This is a genomic window from Stenotrophomonas sp. Steno-C15 (genome assembly GCF_056393265.1).
On sequence record NZ_JBWJPF010000007.1, the window covers coordinates 55259 to 73517 of the forward strand.

General features: G+C 61.4%; 22 protein-coding genes and 1 pseudogene. 14 read left to right on the forward strand and 9 right to left on the reverse strand.

Annotation, left to right across the window (positions count from 1 at the left end; genetic code table 11):
* Positions 1-230: 230 nt before the first annotated feature.
* Both AC06FB_RS07825 and AC06FB_RS07830 read right to left on the reverse strand, forming a co-directional pair.
* Positions 231-704 carry a hypothetical protein gene (locus AC06FB_RS07825; RefSeq protein WP_369969268.1) on the reverse strand — a complete coding sequence of 158 codons (474 nt, stop codon included), beginning with the start codon at positions 702-704 and terminating at the stop codon, positions 231-233.
* A 51-nt stretch (positions 705-755) separates the two neighbouring features.
* A complete protein-coding gene (locus AC06FB_RS07830) occupies positions 756-1232 on the reverse strand; it encodes a hypothetical protein (RefSeq protein ID WP_180854967.1) in 477 nt (158 codons plus the stop codon).
* 467 nt (positions 1233-1699) lie between these two features.
* On the opposite strand from AC06FB_RS07830, the gene AC06FB_RS07835 reads away from it, so the two are divergent.
* The 6 genes from AC06FB_RS07835 to AC06FB_RS07860 all read left to right on the forward strand — a co-directional run bounded on the left by AC06FB_RS07835 (position 1700) and on the right by AC06FB_RS07860 (position 6036).
* The gene (locus AC06FB_RS07835; RefSeq protein WP_369969267.1) at positions 1700-1915 is read left to right on the forward strand and encodes a hypothetical protein; all 216 of its coding nucleotides are present in this window, start codon (positions 1700-1702) and stop codon (positions 1913-1915) included.
* A 30-nt stretch (positions 1916-1945) separates the two neighbouring features.
* Entirely contained in the window at positions 1946-2359 is a 414-nt protein-coding gene (locus AC06FB_RS07840; RefSeq protein ID WP_478053550.1) for a hypothetical protein, read from the forward strand.
* A 105-nt stretch (positions 2360-2464) separates the two neighbouring features.
* Positions 2465-2983, forward strand: coding sequence for an H-NS family nucleoid-associated regulatory protein (locus AC06FB_RS07845; protein WP_369969265.1), 519 nt, complete (start codon positions 2465-2467; stop codon positions 2981-2983).
* Positions 2984-2985: 2 nt separating this feature from the next.
* Positions 2986-3405, forward strand: a complete 420-nt coding sequence (locus tag AC06FB_RS07850) for a hypothetical protein (protein WP_369969264.1) — start codon at positions 2986-2988, stop codon at positions 3403-3405.
* A 431-nt stretch (positions 3406-3836) separates the two neighbouring features.
* The gene (locus AC06FB_RS07855; RefSeq protein ID WP_369969263.1) at positions 3837-4265 is read left to right on the forward strand and encodes a hypothetical protein; all 429 of its coding nucleotides are present in this window, start codon (positions 3837-3839) and stop codon (positions 4263-4265) included.
* A 28-nt stretch (positions 4266-4293) separates the two neighbouring features.
* Positions 4294-6036, forward strand: a complete 1743-nt coding sequence (locus tag AC06FB_RS07860) for a hypothetical protein (RefSeq protein WP_369969262.1) — start codon at positions 4294-4296, stop codon at positions 6034-6036.
* 147 nt (positions 6037-6183) lie between these two features.
* On the opposite strand, the gene AC06FB_RS07865 is transcribed toward AC06FB_RS07860, so the two are convergent.
* The 5 genes and pseudogenes from AC06FB_RS07865 to AC06FB_RS07885 all read right to left on the reverse strand — a co-directional run bounded on the left by AC06FB_RS07865 (position 6184) and on the right by AC06FB_RS07885 (position 12928).
* Entirely contained in the window at positions 6184-6498 is a 315-nt protein-coding gene (locus AC06FB_RS07865; protein WP_478053551.1) for a hypothetical protein, read from the reverse strand.
* 111 nt (positions 6499-6609) lie between these two features.
* Positions 6610-7842 carry an HNH endonuclease gene (locus AC06FB_RS07870; protein WP_369969260.1) on the reverse strand — a complete coding sequence of 411 codons (1233 nt, stop codon included), beginning with the start codon at positions 7840-7842 and terminating at the stop codon, positions 6610-6612.
* 637 nt (positions 7843-8479) lie between these two features.
* Positions 8480-11230, reverse strand: a pseudogene (locus AC06FB_RS07875) (UvrD-helicase domain-containing protein); the annotation flags it as partial.
* A 56-nt stretch (positions 11231-11286) separates the two neighbouring features.
* Positions 11287-11652 (reverse strand): HNH endonuclease, encoded by a 366-nt coding sequence (locus AC06FB_RS07880; protein WP_478053552.1) that lies wholly within the window; start codon positions 11650-11652, stop codon positions 11287-11289.
* Positions 11653-11806: 154 nt separating this feature from the next.
* Positions 11807-12928: a COG3904 family protein gene (locus tag AC06FB_RS07885; protein ID WP_369969258.1), complete on the reverse strand. Its 1122-nt coding sequence runs from the start codon at positions 12926-12928 to the stop codon at positions 11807-11809.
* A 776-nt stretch (positions 12929-13704) separates the two neighbouring features.
* Here AC06FB_RS07885 and AC06FB_RS07890 point away from each other — a divergent pair.
* The 5 genes from AC06FB_RS07890 to AC06FB_RS07910 all read left to right on the forward strand — a co-directional run bounded on the left by AC06FB_RS07890 (position 13705) and on the right by AC06FB_RS07910 (position 15060).
* Entirely contained in the window at positions 13705-13914 is a 210-nt protein-coding gene (locus AC06FB_RS07890) for a hypothetical protein (protein WP_054172074.1), read from the forward strand.
* 49 nt (positions 13915-13963) lie between these two features.
* On the forward strand, positions 13964-14158 hold the full coding sequence (locus AC06FB_RS07895) for a hypothetical protein (RefSeq protein ID WP_369969257.1): 195 nt from the start codon (positions 13964-13966) through the stop codon (positions 14156-14158).
* A 170-nt stretch (positions 14159-14328) separates the two neighbouring features.
* Complete coding sequence (locus AC06FB_RS07900; protein ID WP_369969256.1) at positions 14329-14697, forward strand: hypothetical protein; 369 nt, start codon at positions 14329-14331, stop codon at positions 14695-14697.
* Positions 14678-14866: a hypothetical protein gene (locus AC06FB_RS07905; RefSeq protein ID WP_369969255.1), complete on the forward strand. Its 189-nt coding sequence runs from the start codon at positions 14678-14680 to the stop codon at positions 14864-14866. The genes AC06FB_RS07900 and AC06FB_RS07905 overlap by 20 nt, the downstream gene beginning before the upstream one ends.
* Positions 14863-15060: a hypothetical protein gene (locus AC06FB_RS07910; RefSeq protein WP_049419577.1), complete on the forward strand. Its 198-nt coding sequence runs from the start codon at positions 14863-14865 to the stop codon at positions 15058-15060. The genes AC06FB_RS07905 and AC06FB_RS07910 overlap by 4 nt, the downstream gene beginning before the upstream one ends.
* A 162-nt stretch (positions 15061-15222) precedes the next feature.
* Here AC06FB_RS07910 and AC06FB_RS07915 read toward each other — a convergent pair whose 3' ends face one another.
* Positions 15223-15855, reverse strand: coding sequence for a hypothetical protein (locus tag AC06FB_RS07915; RefSeq protein ID WP_369969254.1), 633 nt, complete (start codon positions 15853-15855; stop codon positions 15223-15225).
* A gap of 118 nt (positions 15856-15973) precedes the next feature.
* On the opposite strand from AC06FB_RS07915, the gene AC06FB_RS07920 reads away from it, so the two are divergent.
* A complete protein-coding gene (locus tag AC06FB_RS07920; RefSeq protein WP_369969253.1) occupies positions 15974-16471 on the forward strand; it encodes a hypothetical protein in 498 nt (165 codons plus the stop codon).
* A 46-nt stretch (positions 16472-16517) separates the two neighbouring features.
* Here the strand turns inward: AC06FB_RS07920 and AC06FB_RS07925 are convergent, their stop codons facing one another.
* Entirely contained in the window at positions 16518-16967 is a 450-nt protein-coding gene (locus AC06FB_RS07925) for a helix-turn-helix domain-containing protein (protein ID WP_478053553.1), read from the reverse strand.
* A gap of 17 nt (positions 16968-16984) precedes the next feature.
* Here AC06FB_RS07925 and AC06FB_RS07930 point away from each other — a divergent pair, with 17 nt between their 5' ends.
* Entirely contained in the window at positions 16985-17845 is an 861-nt protein-coding gene (locus AC06FB_RS07930; RefSeq protein WP_369969252.1) for a hypothetical protein, read from the forward strand.
* Entirely contained in the window at positions 17842-18204 is a 363-nt protein-coding gene (locus tag AC06FB_RS07935; protein ID WP_369969251.1) for a hypothetical protein, read from the forward strand. The genes AC06FB_RS07930 and AC06FB_RS07935 overlap by 4 nt, the downstream gene beginning before the upstream one ends.
* Positions 18205-18259 lie beyond the last annotated feature (55 nt).

An 18259-nucleotide genomic window follows, 5' to 3' on the forward strand; every position in this document is an offset into this window, starting at 1 on the left:
CGGCGACGTTCCTCACATCGCCAGCGTTCGTGTTCCTTCCAGCGGGGCTTTTCTCGATCTGTTGGCCCAGCTTGCTCAGCAAGCATCCAAGGAGCCCTACGTGCCGTTGCTTCACATTGAATGCCACGGTGGAGAGGGCGGGCTGGAGTTCGCTGACGGGTCTTGGTTGACGTGGGATGACATGAAGCCGGCGTTCGTAAACCTCAACGTGGCCACGCGCTTGAACCTCATCACGGTGGTGGCCGCATGCCATGGGGGGCGCCATCGCCAGTTTTGTTCGTGCCGAGCATCGGGCGCCGTTCTGGGCATTCTTGGCCCCCAAACGGCAGATATCGGCAGGAGATCTGGAAACAGCGCTGTCTGCGTTCTATCAAGCCCTGCTGATGACCCGGTCCTCGGAGCGGGCCATGGGTGCCCTTCGGGCAACGCAAGCTGGCGAAGAGTTCTGGCGGTTGAGCGCGCAGACCATCTACCGCTTGATTGTCGAAGGCTACGCGGAACGCCACCTGACGGACGAGGCCGTGGGACAGCAGGCCGAGCGTCTCCGGGTCCGCGCTGCGGAACCTGGCGCTGTTTGGACGCACGCGCAAATCGAGGCCATGATCCGTGACCCAGGAATCTTTGAAGGGTTCCGCCGGGAGTTCTTCATGATCGACCTGTATCCGGAACACGAAGAGCGTTTTCCGCCCGTCGCGCCTAGTCATCCCCTCGATTCTCCAGTGCCTGCGTCCGTCCCCCGGAGGCGGCATGTCCCTTCACGGGCCCAATCCCGACCTGAGCGTCCCATGGTTCAGCAGGCGAAGCAGGCACTCGGCCACGTCCAGTGCGGCGGCGGCCCACTCGTCATCATCGCCCAAATGCGGCTCTTCCTTGCCGCCGTGGAAGAGGTTGTTGCGCACGCGGCGTGCCGCTTCGAGCAATGCACCGGCATTGGATTGCTGAAGGGGCAGGCGCTGGAAGACAGCGTGGTTGAGGCCGTTGATCACCGCCACCTCCTGGACCATCGGGCGATCACGTGGAGGTGTGAGGATTTGCTCGTGCGTGCTGTCCGACACCCGATCGAAGAAGAGTGAATCGTCCAGCCGTGACACCGCTTCATCCACCGCGGGCCAGTTCACCTGGGCCATTCGGTAGGGACCGGCGCGAAGAAAGCCTGGATCGTTCTTGAGGCGAAACTCCAACTGCGCGAACGCCCGCAGCAGGTCGAACGCGAGGGGATCAGAGACGGGCATGGGCGCCTTCAAGGTCGGTGGAGGACGTGGGCTTTTTAATCTGTCGGCCAGAGGCCGCAGATTCTGAGTTTAGCCGTCCCGAAGCACTGGTCACCGCGCCGCTCTCTGTTTGCAGGGGGAGAAGGAATACAGACGTATTCCAGAAAGGAGGGTGATCCTGGGCGGCGGCGAGACGTCAAGGCGTGAGCGTGGTGGTGCTCATCCGTCGGGTGGTTATGATCCACGCGTTTCAATGCATGCAATGTCGCCGCGTCACCTGCGGACTTGGGCGTGGGACGGGCAGTTCTCCTGGCAAGACTTTTAGTCCAAATAGCTTGTAGCATTAAAGCTAGAAAATGGTTTAACGTGTCCAAGCCGCCTAGTTCGGCGGTCTACGGGGGGCGCATATGCAAAGGAAGAGCATGTGGTTGGCTGGTGCTTTGCTAGCCGTTTGTGGTCAGGCTTGGGCGGGTCAGGGGGAGGTGTGCTTGGCAGATAGCCAGAACACGCCCGCTGGCATCATGAAGCCTTTTGAGGACGCCACCGTCTTCCGCTGCAAGACGACCGGGGCGGTGACCGTCGCGCAGCTCTACGCGAAGGGTTGGCGGGTGGTCTCCGTGTTTCCGCAAAGCTCGCTCGATCCATCCAAGCCGGGTATGGCAAGCGTGGTCTGGACCATCGTGGCTGAAAAAGACGAGCGCTGAGCTCTGGGCCTCCGGTTGGAATTAGTGTTGATGCATCGATACCAAGAGGTTTCCCAGGAAGATCCATGGGGCTGCGCAGCCGCCTGCGTGGCCTCTCTCATGGCCATTCCGTATGCGCGAGCGAAAAGATGGCTGGAGAAGGAGAAGGGGCTGTCGGTGTCGGAGAAGCCCTATGGGTTCGAAATCGACGAGATAGCCAACGCCCTGTTTAAAAGGGGAACGAAGCTGATTGCCGACTGGAATCCCTCTTCGCCCGTTCCTGACGGCACCATCCTGTGTATCTACAGCAGAGTTCGCTACCGCGATTTTCATTACGTCCTCAAGGTCCCAGGGGGTTACATGGACCCCTGGTTTGACTTGAAGGAAGGCCAGATGGTCGGCAAGGTGCGTGCCTCCCTACCGAAGGGAACGAAGATCTACGTGGCACTTGTGCCGGCTCTTTAACCCGTGGTTCGCTCAAGGAGCGAGAGGCGTCGAGAGCTGGTGCTTAAGATGGAAGACTTCAGGGGGATCGGCTATAACCTTTGAATTCCCTAATGGAGCCCTCCCTTGGCCCTGACCACCCTGAAGTCCCTCAACGCCGAGATCAAACAGCTCGAAGCCCAGAAGAAGCTGGTCGAGAAGCGCGACGGCGAGGTGCCCAAAGCCCTGGCGGTCCTCCAGAAGTATGCGAAGGTCCTCAGTCCGGCCCAGCGGCGGCAGGTGGCCAAGCTCATCGGGGAAACGATCGACGCCAAGCCGGCGCGTGCCGCCAAGGCCGCCGCGGGTCCCCTCAAGGGACGCAAGCTTGGCAAGGTGGCGCCGAAGTATCGCCTTCCTACCGGTGAGGCGTGGGCAGGCCGTGGCTTGGCCCCCAAGGCCTTCACCGCGTGGGCCAGGTCCGCCGAGGGCAAGGCGTGGGCTCAGGCCAACCCGGGCAGCAAGTTCCCGTCGGCTGATGGGACGGTGAAGAAAGCTTCGGCCAAGGCGGCCAAGACTGCGGGCAAGCCGGTGAAGAAGGCCGCCCAGAGGGCCGTCAAAAAACTTGCGAAGAAGGCCGTCGCCAAGAAGGCCAGCAAGAAGGCTTGATCATGCGCGGCCTGTTTCCCAAGAAGAAGGGCCGGCTCTCGCCCCAAGGTAAGGCCATTGCGGCGGCCCACGCACTCCTGGACACCATGGAGGGCCGCCTTGACGAGAAGGCGGCTGGGCGTTGGTTGCGAGACGAGGTCGGGCTTCAGTGGTCAATGCTGACCTGCGTGCAATACCTCTCGGGAAAGGAAGCCCTCGGGGCGCTAAAGGCGCTGCCGAACGACTGGTCGGAGCGCGGTCGCACTAAGAAGCACCTCCAAGCCGCTTCCATCCTGGCCGCCCATGCCGTTGCAAACGTGCGGCAAAACGGGAGAATGCTGTGCGCCAGCGACTTTGCTCACGAATTCAAAGGAAAGACAGTCGAGCAGTGGTTGGCTGAAGCTTCCATTGGCGCTGCGAGCGGCACGGGGCCAAGCGTCTGACAAACTGGCGTCGGAGCGTTGGCAGCGGATCCGTCAGCTCAATCTCCGTCCCTGATCGGAGGTGCCCCCACCCCTGGCGCCCCTAGGCATGCTTTGACCTCGATCTTGCCCCTGGTCGCCGATTGTGGATAGAGCATGTTTGGCTCCCTATGCTTGGTCTTGTTGGCATCCTTTGGGCCGGCAATTCCGTGTTCAAGAGGCCCTCTATTTTCAGATCGTTAGCTCCTTCGATCGAGGCCGCGCTCCACCCGGCGGTTGCAAGAATCGGTATCTCAAGCTGGGCCCTTGCCGGCCGCTAACCTCACGGACGACCAGGCTTGTGGTGCCAGTTGCGCAAGGGGGCGGGGGCACAAACTATGTTCTCCACTTTCTCAATCCGTGCGACGAGATTCGGTTCCACTGGCGTCCCAACCAACACAAGGAGCTTCAAGATGGCATTGGATATTTCGGCCGCCCAGGCGCGCGGCAACATGGCCGCGGTGCGCGAACAGTGGGTGACGGCACACTTGGAGCAGATCACTGCGGTGATTTCGGCCGCCTCCGATAGCGGCGAGATGGCAGCTTCCTATGAGCTCCAGGTGACTGAGAGCCAGGAGGCTGGCCTTGACGAGGTCATGGATGCCCTCACTCACCAAGGCTTCAACGTCTCGCAGCGCGGGAAGCGCCTTGCGGTCCCAAAGGCTGTTACCAAGAAAGTGCTGCGGACTGCCGCTGGCAGTGGGGCCGACGCCGATGCCTTTGTAGAGGCGCCGAGTCACAAAGAAGATGTGGTTCTGGACATCAGTTGGGCCGATGAACAGGAAGTTTCCGACGACGCAAGTGGTTTCAGCCTGCCGCGGACCCCGGCGCCGTTGATCTGATCACCTCGCCAAGCGAAAGGAGCTCGTTTTGAACACGATTGTTTCGGCTGCAGACCTCCGCCGGACGGCGCAGCAGCGTTCCGACGCCTGGGCGGACAAGGTGCTGTCCACGTTGACCACCCACATCGATGCAGCGTCCCGCGGCGGGCATGGCGCGCTGCGCTTTGTGATGGATACCCCAGCGATCGCTGGCGGATTGGAGCGGGTGTTGAAATCACTCGATGCTCAGGGTTTTGTGGTCTCCAACGTCGCAGGGGAGGGTGAATCCCCGATTCTGGTGATCCGTTGGGATGAGACTGCTGCGTCCGTGGTCATGGGAACGGTGGCGTTGTCCGATCCGCCCGGTATCGGCAACCTGTATGAAATGCTGTCAACGTCGGCGGTAGCCGTCGCCTTGGAACGCACCCAGATCAACAAGTTCCACACCAAAGGTGGAACGGGCTTCGCCGCCGAAGAGGCAAACGCGTTTGCCGACATCCTTGCTGGCCGTAAGGTTGAGCAGGTTGGCGCGGACAATTCGCTCAATGGCCCGGATCGAATCGTCGATGGCGTTCGGATTCAGACCAAGTATTTCGCGACGGCGAGGGAAACGGTTGGATCGGCGTTTGGAGCGGATGGGTATCGATACGAAGGGCAGTTGCTCGAAGTGCCCTCCGATCAGTATGAGGACGCAATCGAGCTGATGCGCAAGCGCATCAGCAGCGGTCAGGTGCCGGGTATCAGCGATCCGGCGGAAGCCGAGCGCATCATCAAGAAAGGCAGCACGACTTACCGCCAGGCGAGGAACATCGCCCGAGCCGGCAACATCGATAGCCTGACTTACGACATGAAGACGCAGAGCATTGCCTCCAGCTATGCGTTTGCGATCTCCTTCTCCATCAACTTCGCTCGGCAAAAGTGGGATGGACGGACCAACATGGAGGCGCTCAATGGTGCGCTGACCATGGCACTGGAATCCGGTGCAACTTCCTTTGTTTCTGGGATTGCCACCGCCCAGATCCTGCGAACCAAGGCCGCGGCCATTGGAGTGGTGGCGGCCCGGGATGGGGTCAAGTTCGTGTCCCAGAGCGCCCTTGGCCGCAGTGCAATTCAGAAGGTCGCTCAGGTGTCCTTGGGCAAGGCTGTCTACGGGGCCGCTGCAGTCAACCACGTCGCCAAGCTGTTGCGGACCAATGCTGTCACAGGGGCTGTGACCACTGCCGTGATTTCTGGCCCGGACTTCTACCGGGCTGCGTTCAGTCGCAACATTTCTTGGGCGCAGTTCGGTAAGAATCTGGCGGTCAACGGCGCAAGCGTAGCCGGTGGTGCTGGCGGCTGGATGGCTGGCGCTGCGGGTGGGGCTGCCGTTGGTTCGGTGGTTCCGGTCATTGGCACCGCTGCTGGTGGGGTGATCGGTGGCATTCTGGGGGCGCTGGCAGGTGGCACTGCGTCGAGTGTGGCGTCCAAATACCTGCTTGATGGGCTGGTGGAGGACGATGCCAAGGAGATGCTCCGCCTGCTTCCTGGCTATGTAGAAGCCGTGGCGAATGACTACTTGCTGTCCGAATCGGAGACCAACGCGTTGGTTGAGATCATCAAGTCTCGGCTCAATGCGGCATTCTTGAGGGACATGTATGCGAGCAAGGACAAAGCTCGGTTCGTCTACCAAGCCTTTGAGCCGGATTGCGAGAAGATGGCCAAGGCCCGACCAACGATCACGCTGCCGAAGGAGACCGTCGTTCAGGCTTCCCTCGACGAGATCGAGGAAGAGGTGCTGAACCAGGTTGAGTGACGCGGCTGGCCGTGGCCCGGTGAGTTGTCGCCGGGCCACTAGGTTGGGATTGCTGAAAGTCTCATCGAGCGGCCCCTAAGAAAAGACCCAGCGCCTGATCAGGCGCTGGGTCTTTTTTTGCCCCGTTGGCATCTCTGCGGCGCGGTGTCAGTCCTGGCGCTTCTGGCCGCTGTTCTCCACCTTGGTCACTTTGACGATGGTCGCATTGTCGATGTCAAAGTCTCCGGTGATGGCGCAAATATCGTCGATCTTGCAAGCAGCAAAGATCTGGGGTGCAACGTTCTTGTCTTCCATCTCGAAATCGAAGGTGCCTGCATCCGGCGTTTCAAAGTTGCAGATCATCGTCCCGCATCCATAGTGGCCGACGATGCGCTCACCCTTCAGGATTTCCGCATGGGCAAGCGCTGGCAGGGCCAGGGCGGCGGCGAGAGCGAGGGTGGAGGTGCGATAAGAGAGCTTCATCCCGAGTCCTTGAGAAGTTGTCAGTTCGCTTGGGGTCCAAGCATTTACGAGCCAATTGTCTGGCACTTTGGTTTATCGGAGGGACATCGGGAATCTTTAGGTTCTACGTTTTTAGTTCGCCAAACGAGCTCGACAGCGGTCGCCATGTTCCTTCAGATGTGCAGGGTTAGGTCGATTCGTGGCCAGCTGGGGGAGCCGCAAGGGAACGCCCTGCAGGTGGGCGTAGTCCGTCTGCAACAGCGATGGAGCCAAAGCAACGGTTTGTTCCTCGGTAACCCAAAGCAACCCGCAATCGAACAGCGTGTGAAGGTCTGCACGCAGCAGTAAGCCGTTGTCGATTCGGTCAGTGTGGTCACCGCGGTAGGGCAGCACATGGGCTGCTTCCAACACCTCCACGGCTGAGCAGCCAGTGATGGCGCAACGGCCACCGTAGGCGTCCAGCAGCTTGGCGCGGAACAGCGGCTGGCCCCTGCGCTGGGCAACGGCCCTCATGCTCCAGACGCGTGCATCGTGTTCTGAGTCAAGGGGGGGCTGATGTTCAAAGGCTTCTTGTAGCGCCTGCGCCTCGACCATCAACTCGGGAGTCGATGCAATCTTGACCGCAACCCATGTGCCGTCACCGTTCTGCTGCAGGCTCCAGTGACCATGCACGTTGGCGTTGAAGGGTTCATACGTCACCTCACGTAACCGTCCTTGGCGGAACACCAGATCCTGGGGATGGCTTGAAGTGGAGCGCCAGTCTGTTCGAGCCTTGTTGTGATGCCTGCGATTGGCATCGTTCACGGTCAGCAGCGTGAGGTTATCGCCGGCGTCAGAGTGATTTTCGGTGGGGTAGCGCTCTTTCAACCAAGCGCGGATGTCCGCGATCGAGGACGGGCCTCCAAGCGCTGTGACGGCCTCGGCCACGTGCCAGTATTTGACCGGTGCTCGGTCACTTCTTTTTCCGTCGCTATTGGGCGCCACGCCCACCCGGTCGAACGTCAATTCAAATCCGTCGGAGTTTAGTGAGGCCACCTGGCCTACCAAGCTGAAGTCGGGCTCAAAATCGTTGCGCACACGCGCTGCATTGCCCGCGGTGACTTCATCGGGCCTTTCAGACGTGGCCACCACGACACGGATGGGCAGCCCCTCATCCAGGGCCTGTTGGAGATGGCGTCGGAAGAAATGCTTTCCCTGCCCCTTCCACTGAGACGTATCACCAACGTAGCGCGATCGGTCCGGCTGGAAGTTGTGCGCCCAGAGGCTTACCACCACTTGGCGTGGATCACCCCCAACGGCAGAAGAAGTGAACTGAGGGTTCTTCAGTTCCACGCCATACTGGCGGAAGGCCTCCGTGATTCGCATGCTGAGTTCCTTAGATTCGTTGCCAAGAGGATGTAGGGTCTAGGGCTGCGAGGTAGTGGCCTGCGGACAGCTTTTCGATCGAAGTCAGAAAGTGCCGGCGCAGAACGGGGTCCGTCGCGAGCTGACCATGGATTGCAGAAAGGAATGCTTCGCGGTCCTCCCTCAGCCCGTCAAACGACCGCTGGATCGCGGCTTCAAAGTCTTCGTCTGGATGCTGCTGGCTGCGGGAGAACGTTGGTAGCGGGGTTTCCACCCGCGGCTGCGCGTCCTCGGGCTCGTGGCGGTTTGCTTCCAGTGCTTCGGACAGCGATTCGTAGGCTTCCTTGAAGCGAAGGTCTTTCAGTTTTTCTTCCAACGAGATTTCGGATCTCGCCAGTTCCAATGCACTTTCTATCGTGCTTCTTTCAACGAAGATCCGGTGCTTCAAGTCGGACGTCGCGCTTTGCACAGCGCTGGCGCGGGAAACGTTGCGGTTGATCTCCGCCAGCCCATTGTTGAAGGACTCGAGCATGGACATAACCGTTCGCTTGGGAGGTTCAGGCTGGAGGGCAGAGGAGGGCCGGACGGGTCGGCTTGGGTGCGCCACCGACGCGCGTTTGGGGGGCGATGGTGGAGTGGTGGGGAGGGAGTGGGCTGTGCCGCGCCGCCTCGGCTTGTAGCTGCAAACGGGGAAGTTGGAACAGGCGCGAAACTCCCCGTAAGGGCCCGTGCGCAGCACCAGCACGCCTTGCTTGCAGGCCGGGCAGGGCGTTTCCTCGACGGCCTCGCCATCGGTGTTGGTGAGCACCACGGCCCCGTCTTCTTCCAGCTCGCGAAGGAACGTCGAGCATTGCCCCTGGGCGGTGAACATGGCCACGGTGCGCCGGGCCCGGGTCAGAGCCACGTAGAACAGCCGACGCTCTTCGCCCAGTGGGAACGTGTCACCTTCGGGCATGGCCAAGGCCAAGACTGGATCATCGGTGCGGGTGTTGGGGAAACTGCGCCGACGCGGGGCGCTGATCATTTCCGGAAGGATGACGTAGTCCGCTTCGCTGCCCTTGGAGCGGTGGATGGTCAAGAAGGACACGTCCACCCAACGGTTGAACCGGCCTTGCCTCATCGGCACATACTGCCGATCAGCGTTGTAGCGCCCCAAGACGTAAACCGACACCTTGCCGTTGCGCCCCGGTGGGATCGTGCCATCGCGCACGCCTTCGGCCAGCTTCACCACGAATTGGTCGATTGCATCGGCCAGTTTGTCCTTGCTGTCCACCTGGAACGCTTGGAGCACTGGGCCGTGGGCGGGGGTGGCCGAATGCACGCGCTTGGCGATCTGCCCCGGGTTCTTGGAGACAAACGCACTGGAGACGTCGCACAGCGCCTGGGGGCAGCGGAACGTTTGCTCCAGCTTGAGCACCTGGCCGTGGCCAAACCACTGGCGAAAGCCGGTCATCACCGAGACGTCCGCGCCGGCAAAGCGGTTGATCGACTGCCAATCGTCGCCCACGGCGAAGAAGAAACGGCCCTTTTCTTGGACCAGGGCGCGGCACAACCGGGCCCGGGCGCGCGAGGCGTCCTGGAACTCGTCGGCCATCACTAGGTTGTAAGGCGATTCCACGCGTCCGCTTTCCAGGTGGCCAGCGGCGAGGTTGAGCATGTCCTCAAAGTCGATGCCATCCTCTGCTGCCAAGGCTTCGTCCCACGCCGCCATCACCGGAGCCGCAATGTCCAGGAACATCTGGTAGCGCAGCTTGAAGGTGTCGGCCGGCATCGCGGCCAGCCGCTGCTGCAGATCCGACGTGCTCAAGCCGTTGCTCTTGGCGTGGCTCATGAACGTGCGCAACAGCCCAATGAGCTCGACCGAGGCCATGGGCTGCTGGCCGTCCTTGGGAATCTCCCGGTCGGGGTTGGGATCGAGCACCAACCCACGGGCGGTCAGTTCGCGCTCTAGCCGATCAAAATCGTCGCTGTGGCGCAACCCGTGGCTGGTGGTTTCAAACAGCTCGGTGCCTTTGTCCGCGTGGAGTTGCCGCTTCCAAATCACTCCTTCCAAGTAACCTTCGAAGTGCGCTGGTGGCACGCCGTTGGCGTCGAGCGCGAAGTGCTCGTGGAACAGGTTCAAGTCGGGGTAGTAGAAATCGGGCTTGTATTGACGGTGCGTTTCGTCGGCGGTTCGGTGGGGGTAGGGGGCCTCGTAGCGGTAGTTGACCCCGTTCAAGAAGAGCAAGTTGGCGATCATCGCCTCTTCCACGCTCTTCACCCGCTCGCCGCGGTTGGTGACCAGCGCGCCCTTGCCCTGGGCGTCCCACACGTCCGACGGCTCTGGTGCACCAAACGCCGGAAGGTCCTTGCCAAAGACAAAGCGGAACAGGTCCCACTGGCGGCGGAACGCGGGCGACCGGTCTTTGAGCTGGTCCACGATGTCGGTGAGCTTTCGCACCCCTCCGGCCGCGTCGGTGGCCCAGTCAGGAATGTCGGGTTTTTCCCCGGTGGCCTTGCCGATGAGGCGCAAACCCAGCGCGTGGAAGGTAGACGCCTCCACGGTCACCTCCGCCATGCCCAAGCGCTGAAATGCCAAGGTCGCGCGCTCCTTGAGCTCTTCGGCGGCCTGCTTGTTGAACGCCAGCAGGACGATCCGTTTGGGATCCACGAACCCGCGTTGGATGGCGTAGGCCGCCTTGGCCACCATTGTGGAAGTCTTGCCCGAGCCGGCCGAGGCCACCACCTGCACGCGGTTGTCGAAGCACACCACGGCCCTGGCTTGTTCCGGGGTGAGCGGCTTGCTCTCCACCCGGTCCAGCAAGTCTTTGCAGGCCACCAGCTCGCGTTCCACGTGGGCAGCGTTGAGCGCGGCCCAAGCAGGGCGGTGGTCCGCCTCCCACGCGGCCAGCGAGCGCTCGATCGCCTGGGCAGCCGGTCCCAGCCGGATCGCCACGCCGGGCTTCTTCAGGCGAGATCGGAGGACGGCCGGGTCAACCGTGGGGCGGGCCGCCAGGACATCTTCCTGCTGCTCGTGGGTGAACCAGCGGCGCTGTGCGAAGCAGGTCCGCTCTTGTTCTGCCTTGTGGTCCAGCCATGAGTCGATCGTGCCCTGCTGGTCCTTGAGGAATGCCACCTCCTCGCGCAGGCGCTTCTCCTTCAATGCGACGTTCAGCGCTTGAATCAAATCGGCGCCTTGGGCATTGGGCAACCCGTCGGCCGTCACTTCCCGGTGCTGCCCCGGGTGGAACGTGATGTCGGTCCAAAAGGTGCCGGCGTTGACGCGGTAAGCCGCCTCGTCTTCGACGTTGACCCGATGGGTGCGCCCGTCCAGCGCCAGGGTGAGCTCCAGGCCCTCCAGGCGCAAACGCCACTCCGATGATCCCGTTACGCGCTGGCCCACCCACGACGGGGTCCATTCCTTCGCCATCCTTTTGCTGTCCATGCCCCGCGATCATCCAGCGCTAAAGTGAGAAGCCGATCACGTCATGATAAAGCGTGAATGCCTGTGCGGGCGGCCACCTTGGCCAACCCCGGGTGCCAAGTCCCCTTGGCCATGCGCTGCTGGACGCGGGCGCGATATGCATCGGGTGAGGGGGCCGGAGTGGGGCGCTTGTGGCGCCGCAGGTTGCACAGGTGGCACGCGGCCACGACATTGCCCGCCACGTCCTTCCCACCGTCCTGGCGGGCCAGCAGGTGTTCTGCCGTGCATCGGAAAGGGGCGGCCGAACGGGGGCGCAGGCCCAACTCGTCGGGCGAGCACAGCCACATCGGGCCGCTGCAGTAGTAGCAACGGCCTTGTTGGGCGTGAAAAGAACGGGTGCGCAGGGTTTTGAGGGTCTTCGTGCTCAACTGTGGGCTCCGGAATCGAAAAGGATTCCCGTGCCCCCATTGGGTGGACCTCGGGCACCCGGAGCCTATTGGCTATGCGGGCACAACACCGACGCTTTAGCGACCGACAGGGGTTTTATACGCCGTGCCACGGGCCTGAGCAAGAGGGCGCCACTCACAAGTGGCCGTAGTCTCGGTTAGAACAACCCCGCTGAATCCAGGTGGTGATGTTGGCCTGGCAGAGATCCTCGTCCTGTCCGTCCACGTTGGTCATGCCCGATGGCGGCGCGGACCACATCTTCTGCAGCACGTAACGAGGCTCAACGCCCATGCTGGTCAGGTAGCCAACTATTTGCCGGTAGGGCTGGCTGTCAAAGGGGATGGCATGACCATCGGGTGTGTAGATCTGATGGAATCCGAGCTTGGGATAGGGCGACCAGTTCTGCCGTTCAACCCCAGCCATGAAGACCAGAGGGCAGGCGGAGTAGCAGTTGTTGTAGAGGGTGGTGTCCAGCCGCTTGCGTCGAATGTAAGCACCGGCCTTCATGGCTTCATCGACGTAGCCCCCGCCGCTTCCCAGCATCACTACTTCTACCGTGGGGTTGGCCTCGATGGCGTCTTCGATCTTCTGTGCAAACCCGGCCTCAATATCACCCAACACCTTCAGGGCATGGCCCTCGTTCGTCACCACATAGAACGAGGATTGTCCCTCCTGCTTGATGTAGGCCTTGGGCAGGCCAAGCTGGCCGGCACAGTCCAGGTTCCAAGTGATCACACGTTCGTCGTGCGGCATGTCCAGCATGCGCTGAGCAACGCTGGCGAAGTTGCCTAGGGAATTGCCCATGATTCGGAGGTCTGAAGCATTCTCGGTGGTTTGAGTCTCGTAGTCCGGCTCGTATTCGATAGCCAGCGGGGTTACCAAGTCCGCCTTGTCCAGCAGCTGGCCGAGCACAAAGCACGTGTGCTCAGGGATGTGGATTTCGTTGAACGCCGTGCCGGCCGAACTTGCCCCATCGATGGACACGCCAGCCTGGAACACCTTGGTGCCCAATGCGTCCCTTTCTTTGATCAGCTTTCTCAGCCGCGCCACCACTGCCGGATCATCGGCGTGCCCCTTCGGTTCCTCGGCGGCGGGAGCAGGCTCTTCCACCGGCACCGGTTTCGTTTCCGGTTCGGGAATCGGCTCGGGTAAGGCCGGAGCGGGAGTCGGTGCCGCCACGGGCGGCGAGGGTGGTGTGGGCGCGTTGCATCCCGCGAGCATGGCCACGAGGGCCAGGCCAATGATCCGTTGGCTCATGGTGGTGTCTTCCCCTGTCGGGGAAAGGATACCGGAAAGAGATCTTCACCACTTTTCAAATGAAAACCCTTGTGCTGCAAGGGTTCTTCGGTTTTTCGGGGTGGTGGACATAAGTATTACGTCAAGCCCGCTCGGCTTCGACGCTAACTTATGAGGATTTCAATTATGAGCAAACAAACTCTAACGCTGTATCGAATGACCGCCGACCACACCGGCGAGCACCTCCACGTCTTGTTCCAGGACGACCATCCAACGCTTCCATCGCTCTTGGGGCCGTTGGAACCGGTTGAGGTGGCAGCCGACCATCCCGTGAGGATGGTTGAAAGAGAACGCTGGCTGCATCGATGCAACCTGATGGACCGAGGATGGACCGTGCTGGGGTCAGAGCATACCTTCGGATGAGAAGGGGCCTTCGAGCCCCTTGTTCGTTCTGGCGCTGGTCTTCGACGGATCGAAGTCCCCGCCGATGGCTGGCAACGATCGAGGTCTAAAGGGAGCGGGCCAGCTGCCTGCCCAGTGGCACTTGTCGCCAAGCTCTCCACCAAGCCACGATTGGGGGACGTTCTGAAACCGTGCCACTTCTCCACCGGGCGCGGTTGCCGGGTGCGAAACCTTGGGCCCACGCGTCCGAGCGCAAGTGCGTTGCACTCCTCCACGGTGTTTCGGCCTCTCTGGCCTCCTGCGCTGCCGCTTCGTCGCTGCCGAGGTGCTGCACGGCCTTTCGTCTCCCCGGATCGGTTCGCGAGCAATCCGCTCGAACCCAACGGAGCAACACCATGGCCAAGAAGAACCCCCAGCCCGCCACCGACCGCCTCGACGCCTTTCTGGTGGAGGAATACGAAGTCCAGGGCGAGAAGCGCAGCAACTGGTCGAAGATCGGCGCTGCCTGGCCGCACCAGGACGGCAAGGGTTACCGCCTCGTCCTCAACGCGGTGCCGGTGAACGGTGTGGTGGTCCTGCGTCTGCCCGAGCCGAAGGAAGATTGAGCCCACGAGGCCCTTCGGGGCCCCTTTCATTTCCTCAGGGAGAACACCCATGACGACCGTCAATGCCCAGTGGATTAACGCCTTCAACGCCGCTCTGCAAGCGCACTTCGCCCTCACCATCCAGGACGCCGGGCTCACCGACACCGAGCTGGCCCGCTACGCCGACTTGGGGCCCAAAGAGGCTGCCCTCACATTCGGCGAAGACCACGATCTGGACCGCGTCGATCGCGGGTGGTTCACCTGAAGGGGCATTGAGCCCCTACGTTTTACTCCCTCAAAACCGGGCTTTTCTCCCGGTTTTTGTCTTTAGTCAAAGCGATCCCCTTGCGGGTTTTTCGTGCAGGTGTATCCCAAACGTATGACGTTCGCGATGCGTTCGTCTGACACCGACCAACGAAATACAAAGGGGGAGAGATGTTCATTGGATTCAGACTGACGAAGCGGCTGGTCGTCAACGCCGTGGTTGCCTTGGTGCTGGCGCGATTGCTGTTCATGGGCATGGACGGCTTGGACCGGTTTTCCGACACGTGGAACCGCACCTTTGGGGCGAGCATGCCCAACGCCAGCGGGTTGCGCGGCGCCGTCAACGGCGCACGCCAGGTGTTCCCGTCTGGGCTGGACGAGTATGCGCGCCAAGCCGAACGGGACGCGGCCCAAAGCACCTCGCTTAAGGACGTGTTTGCCAGCGTGTTCGGACGCGTGAAAAACGAGGAGGTCATGTTGCCCTCCACCATCAATTCCGCTGGAGGGGAGGGCTCGATCTATGACCGCTACGACCATTGACTTTGAGTGGCTGTCCATTCTCTCCGGGTGGTCCTTGCTCAACGACAGCGCGGCGCTGCTGCGCACCCCGGGCCAGCGCTGGGCGGGCTTGGAGGGATTGCTCGTCGGCTACGGCCTCATCGCTGGACAGTGGTTCGTCCTGGCCGCCATGGCCGGAGCGCTGGCATGACCACCGTGGGCGCGGTGCTGGCCGCCATGTTGGCTGCAGCGTTCCTAGCCGCTGTCCTGGGCCTGGCCGGTATCCATTGGGTCAATGCCCGCCACGCCAGCGGGGCGCTTCGTGTGCGTTACCGCTTGCGTGCCCAAATCCTGGCCGGTTTGGCGTTGGCGTGGGTGCTCACCCTGGCGAGGCTGTCCACGTGAGCCGGCCACCTTACGTGCAGATGGCCGTTCGCGTGCCACAGGAGCTGAAAGACCTGTTGGAGCAGGTGGCTGACCGGGAGGGAATGCACGTCAGCGAACTCGTTCGCCTGCTGTTGTCTCAATCGTTGACGGAAAACAGGCGGAGAACGCAGGCCGTTCGCCCTAAAGAGCCGAAACTCCCTCATTCCGGGTTTCCTTGAGCTTCGACGTGACGGTCTGGGCAATAGCCTTCAGTTCGATCACAAGAGCAGTTCCGTTCGCCTGTGCCAAGTGATCGGCTAGGTATCGTCGTTCCTCACCCACGAAGACCATGTATTCCTGAAAAGGTGGCCAGCACATGACCACGGCGTCTGTGGTGGCACTGCCTTCCCTGAAAAGCGCACGCATTTCTTCGTTCGAAACGATGGAGTTGGCCTGATCAAAGCTCAGTCCCATATCGACCAGCTGTTTTGCCAAACGCATGAGGCAGAGGTCTGTGAATCCAAAGCGCTTCCAAGAGGCGCGAACCGCACTCTGGTCTGGGGCAGGCGAATCCTTCGAAACCAATGGGGGCATCAGTCCACTTTTACCCAGCAGTCCTCGCTTTAGGTAGCTCCGAAGTCCCTCATATCCAATGCCTATGATTGCCGCTGCGCGCGACGTGGTGACTGCTGTCTGCATAGCCTTAGTCTTGAAATGGTCTTGACGGAACCGATCTTGAAGCCTTCCAGAATCGGTGTCAATAGGACCGATCTTTGCATTGTTGGCCATTGGCACCCAAGGAGGTCGCAGAACTCGCCGCTTCAGCGCCGCCATGAGAGCTAGCTGCGGCGTGGAGACGTTTAAGTAGCGGCCCTAATGCGATGGGATGCTCAAGCTACCCGTGCCTCCGGCCGATTGGTATAACGATCCACCCCCCAAGGAAAGGACGGTTATGAGCGAAGAAGCAAACACAACACCGCTTGAGGAAATGAGCTGGGAGGAAAAGCTTGAGGAACTTTTTCGAAACGGGGTGCAGTTGTCACGGCTCAGGGTGGTGCGATTGCCGGACGAAGTTCAGCGCTATGGGAAGGTGTGGGTAGAGGCAACAGAGGCTGCGCTCGCCTCGGATAATTTCCTTCGGGCGTTGGCATCTGCATTGGATGAAAGGGAGGATGCTCCGGCTCTGGCTAGGGCGCTCCGCACTGAGGTTGATGCGGTTATCGCGCTGCAGCGCCATGCTCTCAGAGTTGTTGGCTCCTCTCCGCCCAGCGAGCCTAACGGCAGGAAAGAATGGATTCGCCGGTGGATTGGGCCAGGGAAGCGAGCGGGCGACGCCACGCACTCAATTTCTGGAAGCTTCCGTGAGGCTTTGGGTGACCTGTTGCCAGATTGGGCAAAGGGCACTCTGAAGGTCGGCGAGGAACTCTGGGAAATCTACGGTAAGAAGTAAAGGGCAGTCGTCCAACAGCCCTGATCTACCCCTGGCGGGGACAGGGCTACGACTTGGTTTCCCGTTCCGAAAGCTCTAAAGATTCCGCGTAGGTTCTCACCCGCGCCAGCAATTCACGCTGGCGTTCGGGTGGGAGCCGGGAGACCACCAAGATCACTTCCGCCAGCACGTCGGACGCGGCGTGGAAATAGGCCACTGGCAGTCCCAGTTCCTCGGCCAAGCGTTCCATGGTTGCTTCGTCGGGCATGCGCTCCCCTCTCTCATAGCGAGAAATGCGCGGTGCCGCAGAGTTCTGGTCTTCCAATCCCAAAACCGCCCCGAGATCCGCCTGGCTCAGCCCTCGGGCCAGGCGAGCCTCACGGAGGCGGCGGCCGTAGGTAGTGGACACAGGAAGCGGGGCTGGCATCGGTCGAAGCTGAACGCATGGATCGGCCCGCCAGTGTGATGCTTCCAAGCATCGCTTGCATTTGCCAAAATGGCAAATAGGAATGTGCATCCGACAGGGGTAGGAGCATGAAGAAGATGCTGTGCGTAGCGGGGGCTGTTGCAATCTTTTGGTGCACCGCTGAGCAGGCCCGGGCCGAATCGGATCTGCTTCGCCAAATCGGCCGAGCGGTCCAAGGCACGCCCAAGGTGGTCAGCGATAGGTCGCGGAGCCCTTACCTTGAGCCGGCAGGGACCTATTGGGATCTGGATCAGGAGGTCTTGGAAGGGGCTCAGCACCTGCGGGCCGGGATGACGGCTGTCGGGGGCGGGGGCGTGGACACCTGCGACATGCAGCTGCTCGCCATGGCCCATTCGTCGTATCGCATCGACGCCGACAAGCGCCAATGGTGCCTGAGGCAGTGGTGGCTGATGGACACGAAGGCCCAGGGCGCCAACGGCATCTCAGGCGATGATCCGGCTGCCATCGAGCGCCGTTATGGCCCGGCTTTCGACGCGCGCCTGCAGCGCTTCAAGGCCATCCGACGGTTTGCCGTTCGTCCCACGTTCCAAGCCCTGGGCGATGTCGCCTACCGAGCCGACCGTGGGGTGCTGGAAGGGTTCATCCCGATGCCTCAGGTGTCCGCGGCGGGACAAAGCGTCACGGGCAAAGGCTTTGTGCCGTGGGTCCACCGCACCTCCACGGGGGTGTCCAGCCCACCCAATGCCGGCCGCTTCCACCTGCTGGTCCGAATGGACGCCCAAGAGGCTGCCAACCTGGCGCGACAAGGTCGCAGCCACCGAGACGATCTGGTGGTGTTCTCCGTCAACCGAGTCTGGGTGGAGGGAACGGTGCCAAAGATGGACGTGACGATAGAGAAGGTTCGACTTGGATACCGAGACGAAACGATCGACGTTGATTTGACCAAAACGCAAGGAGCTCCGGCATGAAAGCAACCCTCGTTTCCCTCGCCCTGATCACCGCAGGGTTGGCTGCCTGCAGCAGCAAAGCTGATCTTCCCACCATCGAACAAGTCGCCCACGCTTACGAGGAGCACGCCAACGCCAACCTTTCCAGCGAAATGGGCCAACGAATTGAGGTTCGGGGTTGGAAGGACCTCACGGCGGATTGCTCGTCCAGTGGTCCCCAGCGGGCCACGTGCGTGACCGGTGGAACGCTGGACGTGGTCGGGTTCCAGGGCGGGCAGCAGTTGAAGCCCGATCCCGTTCCCGTGCCGTCGGCTTACGACTTCGTCTTTGAGAAGCAACCCACAGGCTGGGTGCCGGTCGGAGCCCAGAAGAAGGGCTGACCTTGCCAAGGCGCGGAATCGCGCTATGCATTGAGGAACACCAGTTCAAGGAGGC

Bases quoted from the DNA above. Each gene is read 5' to 3' on its own strand.
- AC06FB_RS07840 (WP_478053550.1), top strand. From the start codon at position 1,946: ATGCATCGATACCAAGAGGTTTCCCAGGAAGATCCATGGGGCTGCGCA.
- AC06FB_RS07890 (WP_054172074.1), top strand. From the start codon at position 13,705: ATGGCCAAGAAGAACCCCCAGCCCGCCACCGACCGCCTCGACGCCTTT.
- AC06FB_RS07935 (WP_369969251.1), top strand. From the start codon at position 17,842: ATGAAAGCAACCCTCGTTTCCCTCGCCCTGATCACCGCAGGGTTGGCT.
- AC06FB_RS07855 (WP_369969263.1), top strand. From the start codon at position 3,837: ATGGCATTGGATATTTCGGCCGCCCAGGCGCGCGGCAACATGGCCGCG.
- AC06FB_RS07885 (WP_369969258.1), bottom strand. From the start codon at position 12,928: ATGAGCCAACGGATCATTGGCCTGGCCCTCGTGGCCATGCTCGCGGGA.
- AC06FB_RS07925 (WP_478053553.1), bottom strand. From the start codon at position 16,967: ATGCACATTCCTATTTGCCATTTTGGCAAATGCAAGCGATGCTTGGAA.
- AC06FB_RS07830 (WP_180854967.1), bottom strand. From the start codon at position 1,232: ATGCCCGTCTCTGATCCCCTCGCGTTCGACCTGCTGCGGGCGTTCGCG.
- AC06FB_RS07920 (WP_369969253.1), top strand. From the start codon at position 15,974: ATGAGCGAAGAAGCAAACACAACACCGCTTGAGGAAATGAGCTGGGAG.
- AC06FB_RS07825 (WP_369969268.1), bottom strand. From the start codon at position 704: ATGACTAGGCGCGACGGGCGGAAAACGCTCTTCGTGTTCCGGATACAG.
- AC06FB_RS07850 (WP_369969264.1), top strand. From the start codon at position 2,986: ATGCGCGGCCTGTTTCCCAAGAAGAAGGGCCGGCTCTCGCCCCAAGGT.
- AC06FB_RS07915 (WP_369969254.1), bottom strand. From the start codon at position 15,855: ATGGCGGCGCTGAAGCGGCGAGTTCTGCGACCTCCTTGGGTGCCAATG.
- AC06FB_RS07930 (WP_369969252.1), top strand. From the start codon at position 16,985: ATGAAGAAGATGCTGTGCGTAGCGGGGGCTGTTGCAATCTTTTGGTGC.
- AC06FB_RS07900 (WP_369969256.1), top strand. From the start codon at position 14,329: ATGTTCATTGGATTCAGACTGACGAAGCGGCTGGTCGTCAACGCCGTG.
- AC06FB_RS07865 (WP_478053551.1), bottom strand. From the start codon at position 6,498: ATGAAGCTCTCTTATCGCACCTCCACCCTCGCTCTCGCCGCCGCCCTG.
- AC06FB_RS07870 (WP_369969260.1), bottom strand. From the start codon at position 7,842: ATGCGAATCACGGAGGCCTTCCGCCAGTATGGCGTGGAACTGAAGAAC.
- AC06FB_RS07895 (WP_369969257.1), top strand. From the start codon at position 13,964: ATGACGACCGTCAATGCCCAGTGGATTAACGCCTTCAACGCCGCTCTG.
- AC06FB_RS07910 (WP_049419577.1), top strand. From the start codon at position 14,863: ATGACCACCGTGGGCGCGGTGCTGGCCGCCATGTTGGCTGCAGCGTTC.
- AC06FB_RS07905 (WP_369969255.1), top strand. From the start codon at position 14,678: ATGACCGCTACGACCATTGACTTTGAGTGGCTGTCCATTCTCTCCGGG.